Annotated in this window: 23 protein-coding genes, 1 tRNA gene and 1 pseudogene; 8 read left to right on the forward strand and 17 right to left on the reverse strand. The window is 70.5% G+C overall.

Translation table 11 applies throughout. The features are described 5' to 3' along the window. Nucleotides 1–191 precede the first annotated feature (191 nt). The gene (locus ACFWRO_RS02510; RefSeq protein ID WP_384503528.1) at nt 192–836 is read right to left on the reverse strand and encodes a response regulator transcription factor; all 645 of its coding nucleotides are present in this window, start codon (nt 834–836) and stop codon (nt 192–194) included. Nucleotides 837–1,101: 265 nt separating this feature from the next. On the opposite strand from ACFWRO_RS02510, the gene ACFWRO_RS02515 reads away from it, so the two are divergent. The 3 genes from ACFWRO_RS02515 (at nt 1,102) to ACFWRO_RS02525 (ending at nt 2,179) form a co-directional block, all read left to right on the forward strand. Then, nucleotides 1,102–1,446, forward strand: a complete 345-nt coding sequence (locus ACFWRO_RS02515; protein ID WP_384503530.1) for a hypothetical protein — start codon at nt 1,102–1,104, stop codon at nt 1,444–1,446. A gap of 16 nt (nt 1,447–1,462) precedes the next feature. Then, nucleotides 1,463–1,624: a hypothetical protein gene (locus tag ACFWRO_RS02520; protein WP_384503532.1), complete on the forward strand. Its 162-nt coding sequence runs from the start codon at nt 1,463–1,465 to the stop codon at nt 1,622–1,624. A gap of 213 nt (nt 1,625–1,837) precedes the next feature. Next, entirely contained in the window at nt 1,838–2,179 is a 342-nt protein-coding gene (locus ACFWRO_RS02525) for a hypothetical protein (RefSeq protein WP_384503533.1), read from the forward strand. Between the two features lie 31 nt (nt 2,180–2,210). Here ACFWRO_RS02525 and ACFWRO_RS02530 read toward each other — a convergent pair whose 3' ends face one another. Continuing rightward, nucleotides 2,211–2,885, reverse strand: coding sequence for a class I SAM-dependent methyltransferase (locus ACFWRO_RS02530; RefSeq protein ID WP_384503534.1), 675 nt, complete (start codon nt 2,883–2,885; stop codon nt 2,211–2,213). Between the two features lie 1,687 nt (nt 2,886–4,572). Here ACFWRO_RS02530 and ACFWRO_RS02535 point away from each other — a divergent pair. Beyond that, nucleotides 4,573–4,911: a DoxX family protein gene (locus ACFWRO_RS02535; protein ID WP_384503536.1), complete on the forward strand. Its 339-nt coding sequence runs from the start codon at nt 4,573–4,575 to the stop codon at nt 4,909–4,911. Nucleotides 4,912–5,000: 89 nt separating this feature from the next. Continuing rightward, nucleotides 5,001–5,624, forward strand: coding sequence for a hypothetical protein (locus ACFWRO_RS02540; protein ID WP_384503537.1), 624 nt, complete (start codon nt 5,001–5,003; stop codon nt 5,622–5,624). Here the strand turns inward: ACFWRO_RS02540 and ACFWRO_RS02545 are convergent. The 3 genes and pseudogenes from ACFWRO_RS02545 to ACFWRO_RS02555 all read right to left on the reverse strand — a co-directional run bounded on the left by ACFWRO_RS02545 (nt 5,621) and on the right by ACFWRO_RS02555 (nt 7,027). Then, on the reverse strand, nt 5,621–6,010 hold the full coding sequence (locus tag ACFWRO_RS02545; RefSeq protein ID WP_384503539.1) for a hypothetical protein: 390 nt from the start codon (nt 6,008–6,010) through the stop codon (nt 5,621–5,623). The two genes, ACFWRO_RS02540 and ACFWRO_RS02545, sit on opposite strands and share 4 nt — an antisense overlap. Further along, a pseudogene (locus ACFWRO_RS02550) lies at nt 6,007–6,111 on the reverse strand (DUF397 domain-containing protein); the annotation flags it as partial. The gene ACFWRO_RS02545 and the pseudogene ACFWRO_RS02550, both read right to left, overlap by 4 nt. After that, on the reverse strand, nt 6,080–7,027 hold the full coding sequence (locus ACFWRO_RS02555) for a Scr1 family TA system antitoxin-like transcriptional regulator (RefSeq protein WP_384503541.1): 948 nt from the start codon (nt 7,025–7,027) through the stop codon (nt 6,080–6,082). The gene ACFWRO_RS02555 and the pseudogene ACFWRO_RS02550, both read right to left, overlap by 32 nt. Nucleotides 7,028–7,152: 125 nt before the next feature. On the opposite strand from ACFWRO_RS02555, the gene ACFWRO_RS02560 reads away from it, so the two are divergent. Continuing rightward, the gene (locus tag ACFWRO_RS02560) at nt 7,153–7,539 is read left to right on the forward strand and encodes a hypothetical protein (protein WP_384503542.1); all 387 of its coding nucleotides are present in this window, start codon (nt 7,153–7,155) and stop codon (nt 7,537–7,539) included. Here the strand turns inward: ACFWRO_RS02560 and ACFWRO_RS02565 are convergent. From ACFWRO_RS02565 to ACFWRO_RS02605, 9 genes are all read right to left on the reverse strand, one after another. Beyond that, entirely contained in the window at nt 7,520–7,756 is a 237-nt protein-coding gene (locus ACFWRO_RS02565) for a hypothetical protein (protein ID WP_384503543.1), read from the reverse strand. The genes ACFWRO_RS02560 and ACFWRO_RS02565 overlap by 20 nt on opposite strands. A gap of 577 nt (nt 7,757–8,333) precedes the next feature. Continuing rightward, nucleotides 8,334–9,302, reverse strand: coding sequence for an RNA polymerase sigma factor SigF (locus tag ACFWRO_RS02570; protein ID WP_384503544.1), 969 nt, complete (start codon nt 9,300–9,302; stop codon nt 8,334–8,336). A 235-nt stretch (nt 9,303–9,537) separates the two neighbouring features. Beyond that, entirely contained in the window at nt 9,538–10,497 is a 960-nt protein-coding gene (locus ACFWRO_RS02575) for an RNA polymerase sigma factor SigF (RefSeq protein ID WP_384503546.1), read from the reverse strand. A 189-nt stretch (nt 10,498–10,686) separates the two neighbouring features. Continuing rightward, nucleotides 10,687–10,980 (reverse strand): Dabb family protein, encoded by a 294-nt coding sequence (locus tag ACFWRO_RS02580; RefSeq protein ID WP_384503548.1) that lies wholly within the window; start codon nt 10,978–10,980, stop codon nt 10,687–10,689. A 23-nt stretch (nt 10,981–11,003) separates the two neighbouring features. Next, nucleotides 11,004–11,168: a hypothetical protein gene (locus tag ACFWRO_RS02585; RefSeq protein ID WP_355110869.1), complete on the reverse strand. Its 165-nt coding sequence runs from the start codon at nt 11,166–11,168 to the stop codon at nt 11,004–11,006. A gap of 440 nt (nt 11,169–11,608) precedes the next feature. Next, a tRNA-Ser gene (locus ACFWRO_RS02590) sits at nt 11,609–11,693 on the reverse strand. Between the two features lie 56 nt (nt 11,694–11,749). Continuing rightward, complete coding sequence (gene tadA, locus ACFWRO_RS02595) at nt 11,750–12,178, reverse strand: tRNA adenosine(34) deaminase TadA (RefSeq protein WP_384503744.1); 429 nt, start codon at nt 12,176–12,178, stop codon at nt 11,750–11,752. A gap of 140 nt (nt 12,179–12,318) precedes the next feature. Next, entirely contained in the window at nt 12,319–12,849 is a 531-nt protein-coding gene (locus ACFWRO_RS02600) for a hypothetical protein (RefSeq protein WP_384503550.1), read from the reverse strand. A 228-nt stretch (nt 12,850–13,077) separates the two neighbouring features. Then, a complete protein-coding gene (locus ACFWRO_RS02605) occupies nt 13,078–13,275 on the reverse strand; it encodes a hypothetical protein (RefSeq protein WP_384503552.1) in 198 nt (65 codons plus the stop codon). Nucleotides 13,276–13,359: 84 nt separating this feature from the next. Between ACFWRO_RS02605 and upp the strand changes: the two genes are divergently transcribed. After that, on the forward strand, nt 13,360–13,995 hold the full coding sequence (gene upp, locus ACFWRO_RS02610; protein ID WP_384503554.1) for a uracil phosphoribosyltransferase: 636 nt from the start codon (nt 13,360–13,362) through the stop codon (nt 13,993–13,995). Between the two features lie 31 nt (nt 13,996–14,026). Here upp and ACFWRO_RS02615 read toward each other — a convergent pair whose 3' ends face one another. Next, on the reverse strand, nt 14,027–14,665 hold the full coding sequence (locus ACFWRO_RS02615; protein ID WP_384503556.1) for a LytR C-terminal domain-containing protein: 639 nt from the start codon (nt 14,663–14,665) through the stop codon (nt 14,027–14,029). Nucleotides 14,666–14,885: 220 nt separating this feature from the next. Then, nucleotides 14,886–15,182: a type II toxin-antitoxin system VapB family antitoxin gene (locus ACFWRO_RS02620; protein ID WP_315894780.1), complete on the reverse strand. Its 297-nt coding sequence runs from the start codon at nt 15,180–15,182 to the stop codon at nt 14,886–14,888. A 98-nt stretch (nt 15,183–15,280) separates the two neighbouring features. Between ACFWRO_RS02620 and ACFWRO_RS02625 the strand changes: the two genes are divergently transcribed. Next, nucleotides 15,281–16,855 (forward strand): helicase HerA-like domain-containing protein, encoded by a 1,575-nt coding sequence (locus ACFWRO_RS02625; RefSeq protein ID WP_384503558.1) that lies wholly within the window; start codon nt 15,281–15,283, stop codon nt 16,853–16,855. 69 nt (nt 16,856–16,924) lie between these two features. Here ACFWRO_RS02625 and ACFWRO_RS02630 read toward each other — a convergent pair whose 3' ends face one another. Further along, nucleotides 16,925–18,487, reverse strand: a complete 1,563-nt coding sequence (locus ACFWRO_RS02630; RefSeq protein WP_384503560.1) for a M28 family metallopeptidase — start codon at nt 18,485–18,487, stop codon at nt 16,925–16,927. Between the last annotated feature and the right edge of the window lie 78 nt (nt 18,488–18,565).

Below are 18,565 nucleotides of genomic sequence, written 5' to 3' on the forward strand. Positions count from 1 at the left end.
CCCGGGGGGCTGCCCGCTGGGCTGTTTGTGGGGGTGGGGGGGGGGGGGGGGGGGGGGGGGGGGGGGGGCGGGGGGGGGGGGGGGGGGGGGGGGGGGGGGGGGGGGGGGGGGGGCGCGCGGGGGGGGGGGGGGGGGGGGGCCCCCCCCCCCCCCCGCCCCCGGTCGCTCAGGGCAGCTCGTCGAGGAGTCGCTCAGGGCAGCTCGTCGAGGAGCCCGGCCCGCTCGGCGAGGAGGGCGGCCTGGAGGCGCCGCCGCACCCCGAGCTTGCGGAGTACGGCCCGCACGTGGTCCTTCACCGTGCCCAGGCTCAGGTGCAGTTGGCGCCCGATGTCGGAGTTGGGCAGCCCCAGGGCCATCAGGACGAGCACCTGTCGCTCGCGGGGGGAGAGCCGGGCGACGGCGGCCGCGGTCGCGCTCCGGCTGGCGTCCGACAGGAACGCGGTGACGACCGGCGCGCTGATCTCGGACGACATCATGGTCCAGCCCTGGTCGAGGAAGCGCACCAGGGGCGGGAGCCGATCGGGCGGCGTGTCCTTGCGTACGTAACCCGCCGCGCCCGCTGCCAGGGCGATGGCCACGTGTTCGGGCCGGTTGGAGGCCGACAGGACGCAGACGGTCGGAGGCGCGCTCACCGAACCGAAACCGGCGGACAGCCGGGGCGCGTCGGAGTCGCAACTGTCGAGCAGCACGACTCGGGGCTCCAGATCCCGGACGGTGTCGACGGCCTCGTTGACCGGGGCGGCCGCGACGACGTCGATGTCCTCCGCGTCGCCGAGGGAGTGCTGCAGACCGGCTCGTATCAGGGGTTCATCGTCGATGACAACGACTCTGATCATGTCTGCGCCGTTCGTTGAGGTCCGCGGCCTCCCCGATTTCCAGCGTAGGGCCGCCGGCCGGCGGGCGCAGGGGGCGGGGAGGCGAACCATCCGTTCGGAGGGGTGTGGGGAGGCGAACCATCCGTTCGGAGGGGGCGGTTCCAGCCGGTGGACGGATAGTCTCCACCCCATTGGTCCGACGATGCTCGTGGCACCCCGGTGAGCCTCTGACCAGCGCGTATGAGACGCGAGTCCTCGCCGGGAAGCAGGGGATTCAGGTAAGAGCATGAAGATCAAGTTCATGGCCGCGACGGTCGTTGCTTCGATGGCGCTGGCGGGGGCGGCGGGCGTTGCGGCACCGGCGGCGTACGCGGTGGACCCGATCCAGGAGCACGCCATCTCGAAGTGCTACTTCGACAAGAGCGCCTCGGGCAAGGAGAAGGAGAAGTACTGCAAGAAGCTGGAGGGCAAGGACCTGTCGGCCCAGGACAAGGAGTGCCTGAAGCGGGCCGGCGTGGCCGGCGCGGCCGCCCTCACGCTGGGCAGGATCAACAACAAGAAGGCGAAGGAGATCACCGCCAACGCGACCGTCGGCGCTCTGGCCGCCTGCTTCTCCGCCAAGATCAAGTAAGGCTGGCACGCACACCATGTACGCAAGAGCTGTCGTCTTCGCCGTCTGGGCGTTCACCCTCCTGCTGGTCGACGCCTACGTGATTCATGCCCTGTGGGGGCAGTTCCTGTTCACGGGCGCTTCTGTCGTGGCGATGACGTACGTCCAGGGCAGGCTTGGGGCCAAGAAGCAGTCCTGATCGTCGGGAGTTGCGCGGTGCGGTGCGGTGCGGTGCGGTTCGGTGCGGTGGCCGGTAGGCGGTAGGCGGTAGGCGGTGCGAACTTCGGTCCCCAGGTGGAGGGGAGGGGACGGGGGTGTCTCCCACGGCCGGAGGAAGGGGAGTTCGCACCGCCTGCCGGCCTCCGCAACCGGCCTCCGCAACCGTGTGTCGAGCCGCCGCGTCCAGGCCGGTATGAAGTCGAAGGGTGAGCGCCGGGAAGTCAGGCCCGTTCTCGCCGTCCTCGGCGCCGCGATCGGGCTGGTGGTCTGGGCGCCACGGGCCGCGTTCAGTATCGACGGCGGATTCGAGAGCCATGCCCGCGACCTGACCGTGCTCTTCGTCGACCTGCCGCTCATCCTGCTCGGCGGCGGGCTGGTGCCGGTCATCACGTGGGCCTTGGCCATCAGGCGGGTCCCGCCCTGGGCCGCGATGGTCGCGGCCCTGGCCGCGCTGGCGCTCGGGGTGTGGGGCCTCACCGAGTGGTGGACCCCTCGCCAGCATCCATCCCCGGGCTACGACATCCCCGGCATGTGAGCGCCAGGCGCGCCTCCGTGCCTCAAGATCCTCAAGATCCGTCAGGCTTCCGGGCGAAGAAGGTCCCGGACCTCCTCCTGGCCCCCTCCCCGGGCTCCTGAGTCAGCCGCGCGGTGAGCACGAAACCGGCCCGACGGAGGAGTTCGGCGATCCGCTCGGGCGGGAGGAGGTACGAGGTGTACGACACGGGTAGCCCGCAGTACGCCTCCGTCGGCCGGAGCCGCTCACCGTCTCCGTCCCGGTCTCCCACATGCCCGGCGAGCATCAGCTGCCCACCGGGTGCGAGCGCGCGATGGAACTCCCCGAAGACGGTTGGCAGTTCCTCCGGTGGTGTGTGGTGCGTGGAGTAGTAGGCGAGTACGCCACCCAGTGTGCCGTCCGCGACGGGCAGCGCGGTCATCGACCCGACGACGAACGGCAGCCGCGGGTACGCCCGACGGGCCTGCCCGACCATCGCGGCGGACAGGTCCACCCCGAGCACGTCGCCCACCCCGCGCTCGTCCAGGTACGCGGTCACCTTCCCGGGCCCGCACCCCACATCGGCAACGGCCCCGAGCCGGGCGTTCCCTACGACCTCGGCGAACGCCTCCAACATCCCGCGCGACACCGGATCCAGCCGCGCCGGCGGCGGAACGATGTCGGCGTAGGCGGCGGCCACGGTGTCATACGACTCCCGGACGGCGACAAGGTACGAGAGATCGGCCACGGGGGCGACTCTAGGTGCCTGGGCCTGCACGAGGCGGGCGCCTTTTGTGGGCTGTGGGTCTCGGTGCGGGTCGGGTTCCGGGCCGTTCGTGGGCGGCGGGTCTCTGGGCGGGTCGTGTTCCGGGGCCTCGGGGGCTGGGGGTCTCCTTGCCGGTCGTGGTCGGGGGGTCTGGCGGGTTTCTGGTTCGGCCGCCCTCGTTCTGAGTGTGGCGACCTCCGGTGGTGCGTCAAGGGCGCTCCCTGCGGTCGCCTGCTTTTGCTCGGGGGGCGGCCGGGGGGCGTGGCCACCGGGAAGGCCGGGGATCGCTGCGGTGGCGGGGGCGGCCTGCGGCCCGGTGGGTGGGGGGCCGGGAATTGCTTCGGTCGTGGGGGCGGCCTGCGGCCCGGTGGGGTGGGGTCCGGGTATCGCTCCGGTCGTGGGAGCGGCTGCCGCCCGGTGGGTGGGGGCTTGGGGATTGGCTGGGCGGGGCGAGTCTCTTGCGCCCGGTGGGGTGGGGTCCGGGTATCGCTCCGGTCGTGGGGGCGGCCGCTGCCCGGTGGGTGGGGGCTTGGGGATTGGCTGGGCGGGGCGAGTCCCTTGCGCCCGGTGGGGTGGGGGCCGGGGATCGCTGCGGTGCGGGGGCGGCCTGCGGCCCGGTGGGTTGGGGCTCGGGGATTGGCCGGGCGGGGCGAGTTCCTTGCTCCCGGTGGATGAGGGGCCGGGTATCGCTTCGGTCGCGGGGCGGGCGCCGTCCGGTGGGTGGGGGCTCGGTTCGCGGCGGGGGCGGGTGAGTTGGTGCTGGTTGGCCCGGGGGTGCGCGGTGGTGGCGTGGGGCGGTGACGGCAGCGGCTCAGCGTCTGGCGGTTGCCGTTCGGTCGGGCTTCATGCCCCGCCGACCACTCCCGGTGGGTCCTAGGTACCTGGCGGCGGCAGCCGCGCGGGCGAAAGGGCGGCCTGCGCCCGCCCGGCGCGCCCTAAGTGCAGCGAACTCCGAGTATCCGCACCCGAGCCATGGCTGAAGCGGGGCATATCGGGCGCGGGAAGCGACTTCGGGGGGAAATGTGTGCCTGAGCGGCGATCCGAGGGCCCACCTCCGCCTCAATCCGCCCTGACTCTCATCGGCGAGGCTTTCCCCGCCGCCCCTCTGGAGTGACTAGCCGGGCACGAAGTCCGGCCGCTGGAGGGTGATCCGGGGTGTGCCTGCACCAACCCCCACCGCCCAGGGCTTCCCTCACCATCCGTCGCGAGCCACAGCCACCACGAAGTCCGGCTGCCGCAGCAGCGGTTCGAGGGGCGAGTTCCTGCCCCGACCCCGTTGGCGAGGCCTTCCCACTACCCACCGGGAGCCACTCGCCGGGCACGATGCCGGGCCGCCAGAGCGGCGGTTCGAGGACCTGTGGCTCTGGTCACGAGAAGGAGCGCAGGTTCGGTGGTACGTGACGATGGGACACCAAGCCGGAGGGCTTGCTTGCTCACTCCGCTTGCGTGGCCCGTCGGCGCCGCCAGGCCAGTCGCGACGGAGGAGCGCCCTTGAGGCGCCGCCTCCACCCGCCACACTCGGAGAGAGGGCGGCCACACCAGAGGCTCGCGGAGGTCGGTCAGAAAAAGTTCCGCTGGACCTGTCACACGTGTGCGGTGCGTTCCGTCAGTGCGGTGTGCGAGCGAAGAGCGCCCGCGAACGACTGACTGACTGACCCAGGAGCCCGCCATGACCACCACCTACATCGTCGTCACCGCCGTTGCCGCCTTCATGGTCGGCTTCTCGGCGCTCTCGATCTTCATCAAGGCCCCCTGGGTCACCCAGCCCCTCACCGAGTACGGCGTCCCCACCACCTGGTGGACCTGGCTCGGACTCGCCAAGGCTGCCGGCGCCGCGGGCCTCGTCGTCGGCCTCTGGGTCCCCGCGATCGGCCTCGCGGCCGGCATCGGCGTCATCCTGTACTTCACCGGCGCCGTCATCACCGTGATCCGCGCCCGCCAGTACCCCCACGTCGCCTGGCCCCTGATGTACGCGGCCCCGGCGGTCGCCGCGCTGATCCTCGCCTGAGCGAGGAACGGTCAGTCAGCCGCGGGAACTGGCGTTGATCAAGCGGCGTCAGTCTCATCGATCGAGGCGCATGACGACCGGGGGTACCCATGCGTACGACTCAAGCGCAGAAGATGCTTCGTCTGATGGAGAGCGGTGAGCCGGTCAAGCTCACCGTCTCCACGGCGGGAAGCTTCAAGAAGCTCACCCGACTCGCCTTCGTCGCGGAGCAATTCGGTTACGCCTACGAGGACCTGGCACAGGTCGGCAGAGCCGGGTTCCAGATCTCGCTCGTGCCGGACCCCAGCCCTCAGGCTCAAGCACTGGCCGCGGCGAACCGGACCCGGTACCCGCACGCGCGAGACGGCGGCTCGCTGCCGCCACTCGTCCCCGAGGCGCACCGCCTGCTCAAGGCCCGGATGACCTTGGACCTCAACCGCCGGCTCTCCGACCGCCAGCGGCTGCTGCTCGTCACCATCCCCGTCACGATGATCGCGCTCGCGCTCGGCATACGGTTCGGCCAGGACACAACCGGCTTCATCACCATCACCGCCATCACGCTCGGCTCGGCCACCGCCCTGTTCGCCCCCTTGCTGGTCATCAGCCGACGCCACGTCGTCACCTACAGCGCCCAACTGAAGGCCGCCGGCTTCGTGCCCACGACGGACCGGAACGGCCGGACGCGGTACGTGCCCCCGGGTGGCCGGCTTCCCGAACACGGCAACTCGGCCTAGGGCTCGATGGGCTCGATCCAGCGCCGCAGCGCGTCGACCGTGGTCTCCGGCGAGGTGTTGAAGCACAGCCGGATGCCGGGCACGGCCTCGGTGAGGACGTTCACGAGCCGCTCGAACAGCAAGGTGTGCTCGGGCATCATCCGTACGCCACCACCGATCATCGCCACCCCGAACTCCCCACCCTTGAGCTGCTCCCGCACAGCCGCCTCGGCGAGGTCGGGGTCGGTGTCGATCAGGCAGGTCGCGACATCGAACCCCGCCTCCCGCACCGCGGCCATCCCGGCTTCGATCCGCGCGGTCAGCGACGCCTCGTCGACACCGGCAGGCATGGCGCTGTAGTCCAGTGCGCGGGGGTGCAGCCCGATCGACAGGGCCCTCGCCTTCACAGCGACCCCACGAACGACTCCCAGGCCCTGCGCTCGAACACGAGCGACGGCCCTTCGGGAGTCTTGCTGTCACGTACGGGGACGAGGTCGGGGAATCCTGGGGCGACTTCGAGGCAGTTGCCGCCGTTGTCTCCGCTGTAGCTGCTCTTGATCCACGTCGCGGGACCCAGATCGTGCCTGTCCATGATGCCCGTACCCTTCGATCAAGTCGCTTATCAGAGCGGCGGTTTCGCGGGCGGACAGTGCATCCGCCCTCAGCCCATCATAGGTCTGGGTGTGCCGTAACAAGACGGATGGATCGTCGCTGAAGTGACCGCTGTCGAGCGACTCCGAATAGACCCAGTCGTGCCCGTCGGGCAGCTTGATCAGTGACAACGACGTGTTCGGACGGTGGAGGCCGTGGTCTCGCGCCGGTGCGATCTGTACGAAGACGTTGGGGAGCTCGCTCACGTCCAGCAGGTGGGCGCACTGCGCGCGCATGATGTCCGCGCCCCCGATGACGGTGCGGAGGCAGCTTTCGTCCAGTACGACCGTGTACAGGGGGCCGTCCGCCGAGAGGAAGCGCTGCTGGCGGCTCAGCCTGGCGCGGACCCTCTCCTCCAGTTCCACTCCCGTCGTCGCCCGGGAGAACAGAGCATGGGCGTACTCCGGGGTCTGCAACAGGCCCGGCACGATGTGCACCTGGTACTCCCGCAGGATGACGGCCTTGGCGTCCATCTCCGCCCGCCGCTCGAACCAGTCCGGATGCTCCACCTGCGGGTACCAGTTGATCCGCCCCCACAGCCGCGGCAGCACCCCACCCGTCCCCAGGGCCTCGTCGCACGCCTTGGCGAAGGTGTCCGTCGGGACGCGCTTCGCCGCTTCCACGCGGGCGACCTGGGAGCGGTCGCAGTGGATGAGGCGGGCCAGGCGGTCCTGGGTGAGGCCTGCTGCCTCGCGGTAGTGGCGGAGGAGTTCGCCGAAGACCTCCGCCGTCGTCGCGGCCTCCGTGCTGGCCCTCGCGTTTCGCTGGGTCACTCCAAACCCCCTCGTGACAGTGGCCCTTGGCACGCGTCGAGCGTTGTGGCCGCACCTTCCATTGAGCAACGCTGAGCGCACAGAGAGTAGTCGCCCGATCGGGTGAGGAGCTGAGGAGTTGAGGAATGGCAGGGCAGAGGGAGTGCGGTGGGTTCGTCTACGACCCCGAGGCGCGCAGGGTCGGGGAGTACCGGGGTGAGGCGGGGCCGTACGCCATGCTGCGGCCCGTCGGGGGCGGGAGGGAGTGGCAGGCCGACCCGGCGCAGGTGAGGCCCGCGACGGCGGCCGAGCGGCTGAGCGCCGAGGTGCGGGCCGTCAACGAGCGGGCGGGGGTGGAGTACGAGATGAGCCGGCCGCCCGTGCCCGTACCGGGGTGTGCCGAGTGTGGGGCCCTCGCTGCCCAGAGGGCCGAGGCCCGGGAGCGGTTCGACTGGAGTGGTGAGACCGACGCCAATGTGCTGATGCGGCGGCATCGGAGTGCGGCCCACCCCGTCACTTCCACGTCGCCGTGACCTTCTGGGTGTCGACCCGCATGCCGAGCGGGACCCGCCAGGAGTCCACGCAGACCGTGTACGTATGCGTCCGCGCCGCCCCCGGGGCGATAGGTGTCGGCAGCGGTTGGGCGGACTCGATCGTCGCCCAGTCGACGCCCAGCGCGCCGATGATGTGCGTCGCGAAGGTGACCGTCCCCGAAGTGGCCGCCGCGCCGCCCGTGTTGCGGAAGGTCATCGTGACCTGCTCGCACCAGCGCTTGTCCGCGTCCGTGAGTACCGGGGCCGAGAGCGTGAGGGTGGCGGGGGTTGTCGGTGGGGCCGGAGTTGTGGGTGGGGGTGGGGCGGTCGTGCCTGGAGCGGGGGCCGTCGCCGTGCGGGGCGGGGGTGCCGGTGTCCGGGTCGCGGGTGGGGGTTGGGGGGTCGTCCTGTCCGGGGCGTCCGTGCTCCCCGGAGTCGGAGCCGAAGTCGGAGACGGAGTCGGGCCCGGCGCCGGTGTCGTGCCCGGTGGGCGGGGGGACGGGGACGACGTGCTCGATGTCGTGCCCGTCGTCGTCGGGGACGGCGTGCCGTCCAGGGGGATCAGCGTGACCGATCCCGACGGGGCGACCGCGCCCTTCGGGGAGGAGCCCGCGCCGACCGCCGCGTAGCCCTCGTCGTCGCTACCGCTGCCGCACGCGGTCAGCGCTCCGCCCAGGCAGAGCGCGACCACTGTCAGGAGTGACCTCTGTCGCCGCATGGCGGCAGTCTTGCTGACGGGATGTCAGTTGGGAATGCGATTCCCGAATTTGGCCCGGGCGCCCGCCCGTTGGTGATCAGTCGGCGATCAGGCCCTGGCGGAGCTGTGCCAGCGTCCGCGTCAGGAGGCGCGAGACGTGCATCTGGGAGATGCCGACCTCCTCGCCGATCTGCGACTGGGTCATGTTGGCGAAGAACCGCAGCATGATGATCTGCCGTTCGCGGGGCGGGAGTTTGGCGAGGAGCGGCTTCAGGGACTCGCGGTACTCGACGCCCTCCAGGGCCGTGTCCTCGTAGCCGAGGCGGTCCGCGAGGGAGCCCTCGCCGCCGTCGTCCTCCGGGGACGGGGAGTCGAGCGAGGAGGCGGTGTACGCGTTGCCGACCGCGAGGCCGTCGACGACGTCCTCCTCGGACACTCCCAGTACGGCGGCGAGTTCGGGGACGGTCGGGGAGCGGTCGAGCTTCTGGGCGAGCTCGTCGCTGGCCTTGGTGAGGGCGAGGCGCAGCTCCTGGAGCCGGCGCGGGACGCGGACCGACCAGGAGGTGTCGCGGAAGAAGCGCTTGATCTCGCCGACGACGGTCGGCATCGCGAACGTCGGGAACTCCACGCCGCGTTCGCAGTCGAACCGGTCGATCGCCTTGATCAGGCCGATCGTGCCGACCTGGACGATGTCCTCCATCGGCTCGTTGCGGGAGCGGAAGCGGGCCGCCGCGTACCGGACGAGGGGCAGGTTGAGCTCGATCAGGGTGTCGCGGACGTACATCCGCTCGGGGCTGTCCGCCGCCGTGCCCGCGTCGTCAAGTGCGCGCAGCCGGACGAACAGGGAGCGGGAGAGCGTGCGGGTGTCGATGGCTTCCGACGTGACGACGATCGGCGCGATCGGCGTGATCGACGCGGGGGCCTCGACGGTCTCCGCCGACGGCTGGACTGGCATCGACACGGGCATCGATGCGGGCATCGTCTCGGACATCACTTCGGACATCGATACCGGCGTCGCCGCGGGCGTGAGCGTGAGCACCTTCGAGCTGCCCTGTTCTGCGGACATGCCACCCCCTTGAGGTCGCGGACGGTCGCGGCGGCCACGACCATCGGAGGAACGCAGCCTCCACCTGAATACCGGAGGCGGGGCTGCGGCAAACGCGGTTCCAGCAGAATGTCACATGTCGGCAACACGCTGTAGTGACTTGTCGACATGACGTGGGTGAATATCCGCAGGAAACAAGGGGTGTACGGCATTTGGGGTGCCGTAGAACTACTCCGAACCGGTCTACCCGTTCCAGCTACGCTTCGATCCTGTTTGCGGATCTCAAACGGGCGAAGCTCCGGGCGAGGAGCCTTGACACATGCATCTGTGAGACGCCGAGCTCCTGGCTGATCTGGGACTGCGTCAGGTTGCTGTAGTAGCGGAGCATCAGGATGCGCTGCTCGCGCTCGGGCAGCTGTACGAGCAGATGCCGTACGAGGTCGCGGTGTTCGACGCCGGCGAGGGCCGGGTCCTCGTAGCCGAGCCGGTCGAGGAGGCCGGGCAGTCCGTCGCCCTCCTGGGCCGCCTCCAGGGAGGTGGCGTGGTACGAGCGGCCGGCCTCGATGCAGGCCAGCACCTCGTCCTCGCCGATCTTCAGGCGCTCGGCGATCTCCGCGGTGGTGGGGGAGCGGCCGTGGGCGGTGGTGAGGTCCTCGGTGGCGCCGTTGACCTGGACCCAGAGTTCGTGGAGCCGGCGCGGTACGTGCACGGTGCGGACGTTGTCGCGGAAGTACCGCTTGATCTCGCCGACGACGGTGGGCATCGCGAAGGTCGGGAACTGTACGCCCCGGTCCGGGTCGAAGCGGTCGATGGCGTTGATGAGCCCGATGGTGCCGACCTGGACGACGTCCTCCATCGGCTCGTTACGGGAGCGGAAGCGGGCGGCCGCGTACCGCACGAGCGGGAGGTTGGCCTCGATCAGCGCCCCGCGTACGCGGTCGTGTTCGGGGGTGCCCGGCTCAAGCTCCTTGAGCTGCCCGAAGAGCACCTGGGTCAGGGCGCGGGTGTCGGCGCCGCGGGTGCTCGGGGGGCGGGTGCTCTGGGGGCGGTGGGGCTGGGGGTTCTGGCGAGGCTGTGGCTGCTGGTTCTCCGGCTGCTGGCTCTCCGACCGCTGGTTCTCCGGCTGCTTGTTCTCTGGCCGGGGGCGCGCGGTGTCCGGGCCACCGACCTCGTTCTGGGGCGGGACCTGAGGCGCTGTACTGGCCGGCACGTTCACGCCACCCCTTTTGCTGGTCAACTACGGTCAACTCATCCGTCAAAAGCGGTCATAGCATCACAAGACATGTCCACTGTGTGCAAGCACCGCCTAACCACGTGTTGACGGCGTCGCGGCAGATGCCGACAGCCGGAAGGCCCCCCGCCATGACGGCGGGGGGCCTTCCGGAACTTGGATCGGGGGCGCGCTCTAGTACGCGTAGTCCGCGATCACCCACGTGGCGATCTCACGCCACAGGGCGACACCCGCCTGGTGGGCGGGGTGCTCCAGGTAGCGCTGGAGCGCATCGGGGTCCTCGACCGCCGAGTTGATGGCGAAGTCGTACGCGATCGGGCGCCCGCTGATGTTCCAGCCGCACTCCCAGAACGCCAGCTCCGGGATCTGCTTCTCCAGCCCGTCGAACGCCTCGGCGGCGGCCAGGGCGCGCGGGTCGTCCTTCGCGATGCCCTCGTTGAGCTTGAACAGGACCAGATGGCGGATCACAGCAGGACTCCTCGTCGGTGGTTCTAGTTGACGAGTTCGGTCATGAACTCGCCGACGCCCTGTGCGGCGGACGATATGCCCTCGAACCCTACCTGGACGAGATCGGCGGCCCTGTCCGGGGAATTGATGATCGTGTAGAGCACGAAGACCACCACCGCGTACAGCGCGACCTTCTTCGCTTGCGCCATCTGCCGCGCCCTCCCCTGTCTGCGACCCCTGCGTGGACGCGTGAGTCTAACGGAGCCACTTCAGCCACTTCACCGGACCTTTATGGACCAAGGGCCCGGGAATCGGGGCCTTTTGCCGCCCCCGGAAGGGTGACGGCAGAGCAGTATGGATGTCGAGCCCGGCGGATCTGGCAGGAATCCGACGGGCCGAGGAACCGGCCCTCACTGCGGGGTCCGCGCCGCGAGCTTCCCCCCTGACTGCGGCGCTGGACTTGCAGGACCGGTTCTCATCGGGGGGAGCGGCTTGTCCCCCCGATGCCGCTCCCCCCGTCCGACGAAGAAGGCCCCGGCCGCGCGCACACGCGTGGCCGGGGCCTTCTGTCGTATCGGTGTATCGCAGCCACACCGTGCCCGGATACGCCGAAGGGCCCGGTGCATCGCACCAGGCCCTTCGATCGAAGCGGTAGCGGAGGGATTTGAACCCTCGGTGACTTGCGCCACACTCGCTTTCGAGGCGAGCTCCTTCGGCCGCTCGGACACGCTACCGAGAGAGAGCTTAGCCCAAAGATGCCGCTGCGATGAAATCCATATCGATCCGCAGGTCAGCGGGTTCGGAAGAAGGCCGTGAGCTGGGCGGAGCACTCCTCGCCGAGGACGCCCTGGATCACCTCGGGACGGTGGTTGAGGCGGCGGTCCCGGACGAGGTCCCAGAGCGAACCGGTCGCGCCCGCCTTCTCGTCGAGCGCGCCGAACACCAGCCGGTCGACCCTGGACTGCACGAGTGCGCCGGCGCACATCACGCAGGGCTCCAGGGTCACGACGAGCGTGCAGCCGGTCAGCCGCCACTCGCCGGTCGCCGCCGCGGCCCGGCGCAGGGCCAGGACCTCGGCGTGGGCGGTCGGGTCGCCCGTCGCCTCGCGCTCGTTGTGGCCGACGGCGAGGACCGTGCCGTCCGGGGACAGCACGACCGCGCCGACCGGTACGTCACCGGCCAGCGCGGCGCGGTCGGCCTCGGCGAGCGCGAGCCGCATGGGCTCCCGCCAGGGATCCCGTACGGGATCGGCGGCGGGATCAGCCACAGCGGGGGCGGGGGTCGGACTGAGGGTCGGACTGGGGGTCGGGGTGGGTACGGAGTCGGGGGCGGGTACCGGGTCGGGTACTGCTTCGGTCACTAGCGGACGGTCTCCAGAACGTCCGAGGCGCCCAGCGCGTCCGCGATCTCGCCGAGCGCGTCGCTGTCGAGCTCCTGGAGCTGGCTCTCGGACATGCCGAGGTCCGCGAGGATCAGCCGGTCGCCGACCGGCTCGGCGGGTACGGCGTCGTCGGACGCACCGGCCTCGTCGTCCTCGTCGTCCCGGTCGAGCGGCTCGCCGTCCTCGGTGCCGTCGAGGTTCAGGTCGTCCAGGGTGTCGGCGTCGTCCTGGTCGTCCCCGAGGATCTCCTTGGTCAGGATCTCCCCGTACGAGGAGCGGGCGGCGGCCGCGCCGTCCGAGACGTAGATGCGAGGGTCTTCCTCGCCCTCGATCCTGAGCACGCCGAACCAGGCGTCCTCCTGCTCGATGAAGACGATCACCGTGTCGTCGTCGACCGAGGCCTCGCGGGCCAGGTCGATCAGATCGGACAGGGTCTCCACATCGTCGAGCTCTGTGTCGCTCGCTTCCCACCCGTCTTCGGTGCGCGCGAGCAGTGCGGCGAAGTACACCGTGACTCTCCCACTGATCAGAGGATTGACGATCCGGCGAGGCGCTCCTGATGCCCCGCCCAATCGGCATCGTGGCAGAAACAGCGGCTTCAGGAGAGGTCTTCGGCTCTTGCGTCGTGCATCAGTCTGAACGACACGCCGACGGTGGGCGTGCGAACCCGGCGCGCCTTCCCGGCGCACGGCCCCGGCGCACGGGCGGCGCGCGCGTGGTGCCGGGCGCCGTCGCCGTCACCAGCGGAAGGTCCTCATCCGCATGGCCTGGCGCATCCTTGCCGCCCGCGCGCGCCGGGGCTGCACGCGGTCGCGCAGCGCCTTCGCCTCGTGCAGCTCGCGCAGGAACTGGGCGCGGCGCCTACGGCGCTCCGCGTCCGTCTCGGGCGGCGTCTCGCCGCCCCGTACGTCCGCCGGGTCTTCCGGATCGGGCATGGGCCACCACCCCACGACTTGGTCCTTGCCCCCACCTTCCCTCCACGGCATGGGTTGATGCCACCGCGGGCTACTGTTGGAGTCATGCGTCTCCACGTCGTCGATCACCCGCTGGTCGCCCACAAGCTCACCACGCTGCGCGACAAGCGCACGGACTCCCCGACCTTCCGCCGGCTCGCCGACGAGCTGGTCACCCTGCTCGCCTACGAGGCCACCAGGGACGTGCGGACCGAGCAGGTCGACATCGAGACCCCCGTCACGCCGACGACCGGTGTGAAGCTGTCGTACCCGCGGCCGCTGGTGGTCCCGATCCTCCGCGCCGGTCTCGGCATGCTCGACGGCATGGTCCGGCTCCTCCCGACCGCCGAGGTCGGCTTCCTCGGCATGATCCGCAACGAGGAGACGCTGGAGGCGTCGACCTACGCGACGCGGATGCCGGAGGACCTCTCGGGCCGCCAGGTGTACGTCCTGGACCCGATGCTGGCGACCGGCGGCACGCTCGTCGCCGCGATCCGCGAGCTGATCAAGCGCGGCGCCGACGACGTCACCGCCGTCGTGCTCCTCGCCGCCCCGGAGGGCGTCGAGATCATGGAGCGCGAGCTGGCGGGCACGCCGGTGACCGTCGTGACGGCCTCGGTCGACGAGCGCCTCAACGAGCACGGCTACATCGTCCCGGGCCTCGGCGACGCGGGCGACCGGATGTACGGCTCCGCCGACTAGTCGGCCGGATCCACCAGTTCCTTCAGTTCCTTCAGCACTTCGCGGCGGGCGCGGGCTTGGGCTTGTTCAGAGCCGTCAGGGCCGCGTCCGCCGTTGCTTTCGGGTCCAGGGTCTTGAAGGCCGTACCGATGATCAGGTCCACGTCCGCCGTCGCGCGTGGGTCCGTCTTCGTCGGGGCGTCCTTCAGTTGGGTGCCGAGGACGGGGAACGCGCCCTTCGTCGCCCCCGGGCCGCCGAGCAGTAGCCCGGCGCCGGGGACCTTCTTGTCGTACGCGGCGGGGGCGTTGCCGACCTTGCCGATGACGAAGCCGCGCTTCTTGAGTTCGTCGGCGGTCGTCTTCGCGAGGCCGCTGCGCGGGGTCGCGTTGTAGACGTTCACGGTGATCTGCGCGGGCTTGGGGAAGGCGGCCACGGGCGTGCCCGTCGCCAGCGGTACGACCGGCTTGCAGTCGGCGCCCCGGCCGGCGGTGGTCTTCGTGTCGTCTCCGCTGCCGCCGGAGAACACGTCGACGAGCTGCAGCGTTCCCCAACCGGCCGCGCCGAGCACGACCACGGCGGCTCCGGCCGCCAGGACGATCCTGCGCCGGCGGCGAGGGCGGCGCATGCGGGGGTACTTGTCCCCCGTGATGCGGTACTTTCCGCCCATTCCTGGGGGAGTGAGCATGCTCATGGACGCAGCGTAATGCCGTCCGTCGGCGTTGGATACTTGACGATCATGTGATCGCGTCCGGATGGACGGGCGTAGCCCCCGAAAGGGTCAGAACGGCGCGTCGCGCAGGGGTGCAACGGCGGGGCCGTGCAGCGGTGGGACGGCGCGTCGCGCAGGGGTTGGGACGGCGCGTCGGGCAGCGGTCCGAACGGCGGGCCGTGCGGGGAGACGCAGGACCGCGTCAGTCCATCTCCAGGACGCGGGCGTGCAGCACCTGTCGCTGCTGGAGCGCCGCGCGCACCGCGCGGTGCAGCCCGTCCTCGAGGTAGAGGTCGCCCCGCCACTTCACGACGTGCGCGAAGAGGTCGCCGTAGAAGGTCGAGTCCTCGGCGAGCAGCGTCTCCAGGTCCAGCTGGCCCTTGGTGGTGACCAGCTGATCGAGGCGGACCGGGCGCGGGGCGACGTCCGCCCACTGCCGGGTGCTTTCCCGGCCGTGGTCGGGATACGGCTTGCCTTGTCCGATGCGCTTGAAGATCACACGGAAAGCCTACCGGGCGAGCGGCTCCCGGCGCAGCCACGCGGAGCCGGTGGGATGCTGGGGCAATCCGTGACAATTCGGGAACTAGGGGTCCTGTCATGAGCGTGAGTGAGCAGTCTCCGACCGGCGAGATCGCGGCGGGGTACGCCTTCTCGGGGCCCGCGCTGGAACTGGGCGCCCTGCTGTGGGACGGCGAATGTCACCCGGACGCGCGTATCCGCATCCCGCTCCCGATGCTCAACCGGCACGGTCTGGTCGCCGGCGCGACCGGCACCGGCAAGACGAAGACGCTCCAGCTCATCGCCGAGCAGCTGTCCGCGAACGGGGTGCCGGTCTTCCTCGCCGACATCAAGGGGGACGTCTCGGGGATCTCGGCGCCGGGCGCGGACGGCGAGAAGGTCCGGGAGCGGGCGGGACAGGTGGGGCAGGAGTGGGTGGCGACCGGCTTCCCTTGTGAGTTCTACGGGCTCGGCGGGGTCGGTCCGGGGATTCCCGTACGGGCCACGGTGACCAGCTTTGGGCCCGTCCTGCTGTCGAAGGTGCTCCAGCTCAACCAGACGCAGGAGCAGTCGCTCGGGCTGATCTTCCACTACGCGGACCAGAAGGGTCTGGAGCTGGTGGACCTGAAGGATCTGCGGGCGGTGATCGCCTTCCTCGTGTCGGACGTGGGCAAGCCGGAGCTGAATGGGATCGGCGGCCTCTCGACGGTGACGGCCGGGGTGATCCTGCGTTCGATCACCGCGTTCGAGCAGGCGGGCGCCGGCGGGTTCTTCGGGGAGCCGGAGTTCGACACGGCCGAGTTCCTGCGGACCGCGGCCGACGGGCGCGGGATGGTCTCCGTACTGGAGCTGCCCGCGGTGCAGGACAAGCCGCAGCTCTTCTCGACGTTCCTGATGTGGATGCTGGCGGATCTGTACGGCGACCTGCCGGAGGTCGGGGACCTGGAGAAGCCGAAGCTGGTCTTCTTCTTCGACGAGGCGCACCTGCTCTTCAACGGGGCGTCGAAGGCGTTCCTGGAGTCGATCACGCAGACCGTGCGGCTGATCCGCTCGAAGGGCGTCGGCGTCTTCTTCGTGACGCAGACCCCGAAGGACGTGCCGGGGGACGTGCTCGCGCAGCTCGGCAACCGGGTGCAGCACGCGCTGCGGGCGTTCACCCCGGACGACGCGAAGGCGCTGAAGGCGACGGTACGGACGTTCCCGAACTCCCCTTACGACCTGGAGGAGGTTCTGACCGGTCTCGGGACGGGCGAGGCGGTGATCACCGTGCTCAGCGAGACGGGCGCGCCGACGCCGGTCGCGGCGACGCGGCTGCGGGCGCCGGAGTCCCTGATGGGGCCGATCGACGCGGCCGCCCTCGACGCGGCGGTGAAGGGGTCGCTGCTGTGGGGGCGGTACGCGGAGGCGGTCGACCGGGAGTCGGCGTACGAGAAGCTGACGGCGGAGCAGCAGGCGGCGGAGGCCGCGGCGGTGCGGGCCGCGGAGGCGGCGGAGGCTGAGAAGGTGGCGAAGGCTGAGAAGGCGACGCCTGCCCCTTCGAAGAAGGAGGACGCGTCGCTCGCGCAGCAGGTGGTGGGGAGCGGGGTCTTCAAGTCGCTGGCGCGGTCGATCGGGACGCAGCTGGGGCGGGAGATCAGCCGGTCGATCTTCGGGACGGCGCGGCGGAAGCGGTAGCGGATACCGAAGGCCCGCCCCTGGAGGGGGCGGGCCTTCTAGGACGTTCAGACGACCTTCAGAGGGTGGTTACTCCGTCACCTCGTGGTCGTGGCCGTCGTGGAGGCCGCCGCCGCTGCCGGCGTCGCCCTCCGTCGGGACGGTCGTGACCGGACGCTTGAGGGAGCTGATGTCGTGGGCGTAGGTGCCCACGGCGTTGGCGATGACGTCGATGTTGGCGTCGAAGGCCTTCATGTTGATGTTCGACAGGTTGTCACCGGCCGCGTGGTAGTTCACGTCGTACGCGACACCGGCCGTACCGCCGAACTTCGCCGCCTGCGCGGCCGTCTTGATGCCCTCGGCGCCGGTGAACGTGCCGCCCGAGGGGATGCCGATCGCGATGAACGGGCCGTAGTCCGAGCGGCCCGTGAAGTCGGTGCCCTCGTGCGGGAGGCCGCGCTTGTCCATGAAGTCGGTGATGTCCCGCTCCAGTTGGGCGGAGCCCTCCGGCCCGGCGCCCTCGCCGACGTTGTCGGAGTTGTCGCCGTCGTAGACGAACAGGCCGTAGTTCGGCGAGGCGATCATGTCGAAGTTGAGGTAGAGCTTGACTTCCTTCTTGTCCAGCTCGCTCATGTTCGCGACGTAGTGCTCGGAGCCGAGCAGCCCGTTCTCCTCCGCCGACCACCAGGCGAAGCGGACCTTGTTGCGGACCTTGTCCTTCGACTTGGCGAGCTCCAGGGCGGCCTGGAGGAGGCCGGCGGAGCCGGAGCCGTTGTCGTTGATGCCGGGGCCGGCCGTCACCGAGTCGAGGTGCGAGCCGAGCATCACGGTGTTGGCGGCGTTGCCGCCCTTGGTCTCCGCGATGACGTTGTTGGTGGTGCGGTTCTCCTGGAGCTGGCGGATCTCGAAGGAGAGGTTCACCGGGCCCTTCGCCAGGTCGGCGACGAGCTTCTCGCCCTCGGCCTGGGTGATGCCGCCGGTCGGGATCTTGCCGGCGGCCGGGTCTCCGAGGGTGCCGGAGAGCGCGCCTGCGGTGTTGTTGTAGATGATCGCGCCCACGGCGCCGGCCGCCGCCGCGTTCTCCTGCTTGGCGGCGAAGGTGCAGCCGCCGCGCTTGACGAGCGCGAGCTTGCCGGTGAAGGCGCCCGCCGCGAAGTCGCCCGGCTCACAGCCGTTCGTGCCGTCGGCGTCGACGGGGGCGGCCGCGAGGTCGGCCTTGATGCCGCCGACCGGCGTCGACTTCGTGTACGTCATGGCCGAGATGGTGACGTCACGCGGGGCCGGGGAGACCACGGAGGCCTTCTCGGCCAGCGTCTGCGTGTAGAGGAAGGTGAACTTCTGGTACGAGACGTTGTAGCCGGCCTTCTTCAGCTGCTGGTACACGTACGCCGCGGAGGCGTCGTGCCCGAGCGAGCCGGCCGCGCGGTGACCGCCGGCCGAGTCGGCTATCGCCTGGAACTTCTGGAGGTGCTTGTAGGCGCCCTGTGCGGAGGTCTCGCGGACGAGCTCCTTGGCCAGCTTCGCGGCGTCCCGTGCGGGCTTGGCCGCGGGGTCGTGCTTGGCAGTGGCGGGGGAAGCGGCGGCCAGCAGGAGCGGGGTGGCGAGTGCGGCTGCGGCCAGGGTGGCCGCGGCTCTGCGAGAGGATGCGTTCACAGAGGTCCTTCCCGGTTCGGACGAGGTTGAAGGGAAGTTAGCGATCTCCGACGCCTTCTGTGAACAGGTTCGGCACAA

It is taken from the genome of Streptomyces sp. NPDC058579, from assembly GCF_042718575.1.
Lineage (GTDB): Bacteria > Actinomycetota > Actinomycetes > Streptomycetales > Streptomycetaceae > Streptomyces.

Excerpts from the sequence above, each read along its gene's own strand:
- ACFWRO_RS02605 (WP_384503552.1), bottom strand. The coding sequence starts at position 13,275 with ATGCCCGATCCGGAAGACCCGGCGGACGTACGGGGCGGCGAGACGCCG.
- tadA (WP_384503744.1), bottom strand. The coding sequence starts at position 12,178 with ATGCGGCTCGCGCTCGCCGAGGCCGACCGCGCCGCGCTGGCCGGTGAC.
- ACFWRO_RS02535 (WP_384503536.1), top strand. The coding sequence starts at position 4,573 with ATGACCACCACCTACATCGTCGTCACCGCCGTTGCCGCCTTCATGGTC.
- ACFWRO_RS02570 (WP_384503544.1), bottom strand. The coding sequence starts at position 9,302 with ATGTCCGCAGAACAGGGCAGCTCGAAGGTGCTCACGCTCACGCCCGCG.
- ACFWRO_RS02510 (WP_384503528.1), bottom strand. The coding sequence starts at position 836 with ATGATCAGAGTCGTTGTCATCGACGATGAACCCCTGATACGAGCCGGT.
- ACFWRO_RS02520 (WP_384503532.1), top strand. The coding sequence starts at position 1,463 with ATGTACGCAAGAGCTGTCGTCTTCGCCGTCTGGGCGTTCACCCTCCTG.
- ACFWRO_RS02540 (WP_384503537.1), top strand. The coding sequence starts at position 5,001 with ATGCGTACGACTCAAGCGCAGAAGATGCTTCGTCTGATGGAGAGCGGT.
- ACFWRO_RS02515 (WP_384503530.1), top strand. The coding sequence starts at position 1,102 with ATGAAGATCAAGTTCATGGCCGCGACGGTCGTTGCTTCGATGGCGCTG.
- ACFWRO_RS02565 (WP_384503543.1), bottom strand. The coding sequence starts at position 7,756 with ATGACCTTCCGCAACACGGGCGGCGCGGCGGCCACTTCGGGGACGGTC.
- ACFWRO_RS02525 (WP_384503533.1), top strand. The coding sequence starts at position 1,838 with ATGAAGTCGAAGGGTGAGCGCCGGGAAGTCAGGCCCGTTCTCGCCGTC.
- ACFWRO_RS02615 (WP_384503556.1), bottom strand. The coding sequence starts at position 14,665 with ATGAGCATGCTCACTCCCCCAGGAATGGGCGGAAAGTACCGCATCACG.
- ACFWRO_RS02585 (WP_355110869.1), bottom strand. The coding sequence starts at position 11,168 with ATGGCGCAAGCGAAGAAGGTCGCGCTGTACGCGGTGGTGGTCTTCGTG.
- ACFWRO_RS02625 (WP_384503558.1), top strand. The coding sequence starts at position 15,281 with ATGAGCGTGAGTGAGCAGTCTCCGACCGGCGAGATCGCGGCGGGGTAC.
- ACFWRO_RS02560 (WP_384503542.1), top strand. The coding sequence starts at position 7,153 with ATGGCAGGGCAGAGGGAGTGCGGTGGGTTCGTCTACGACCCCGAGGCG.
- upp (WP_384503554.1), top strand. The coding sequence starts at position 13,360 with ATGCGTCTCCACGTCGTCGATCACCCGCTGGTCGCCCACAAGCTCACC.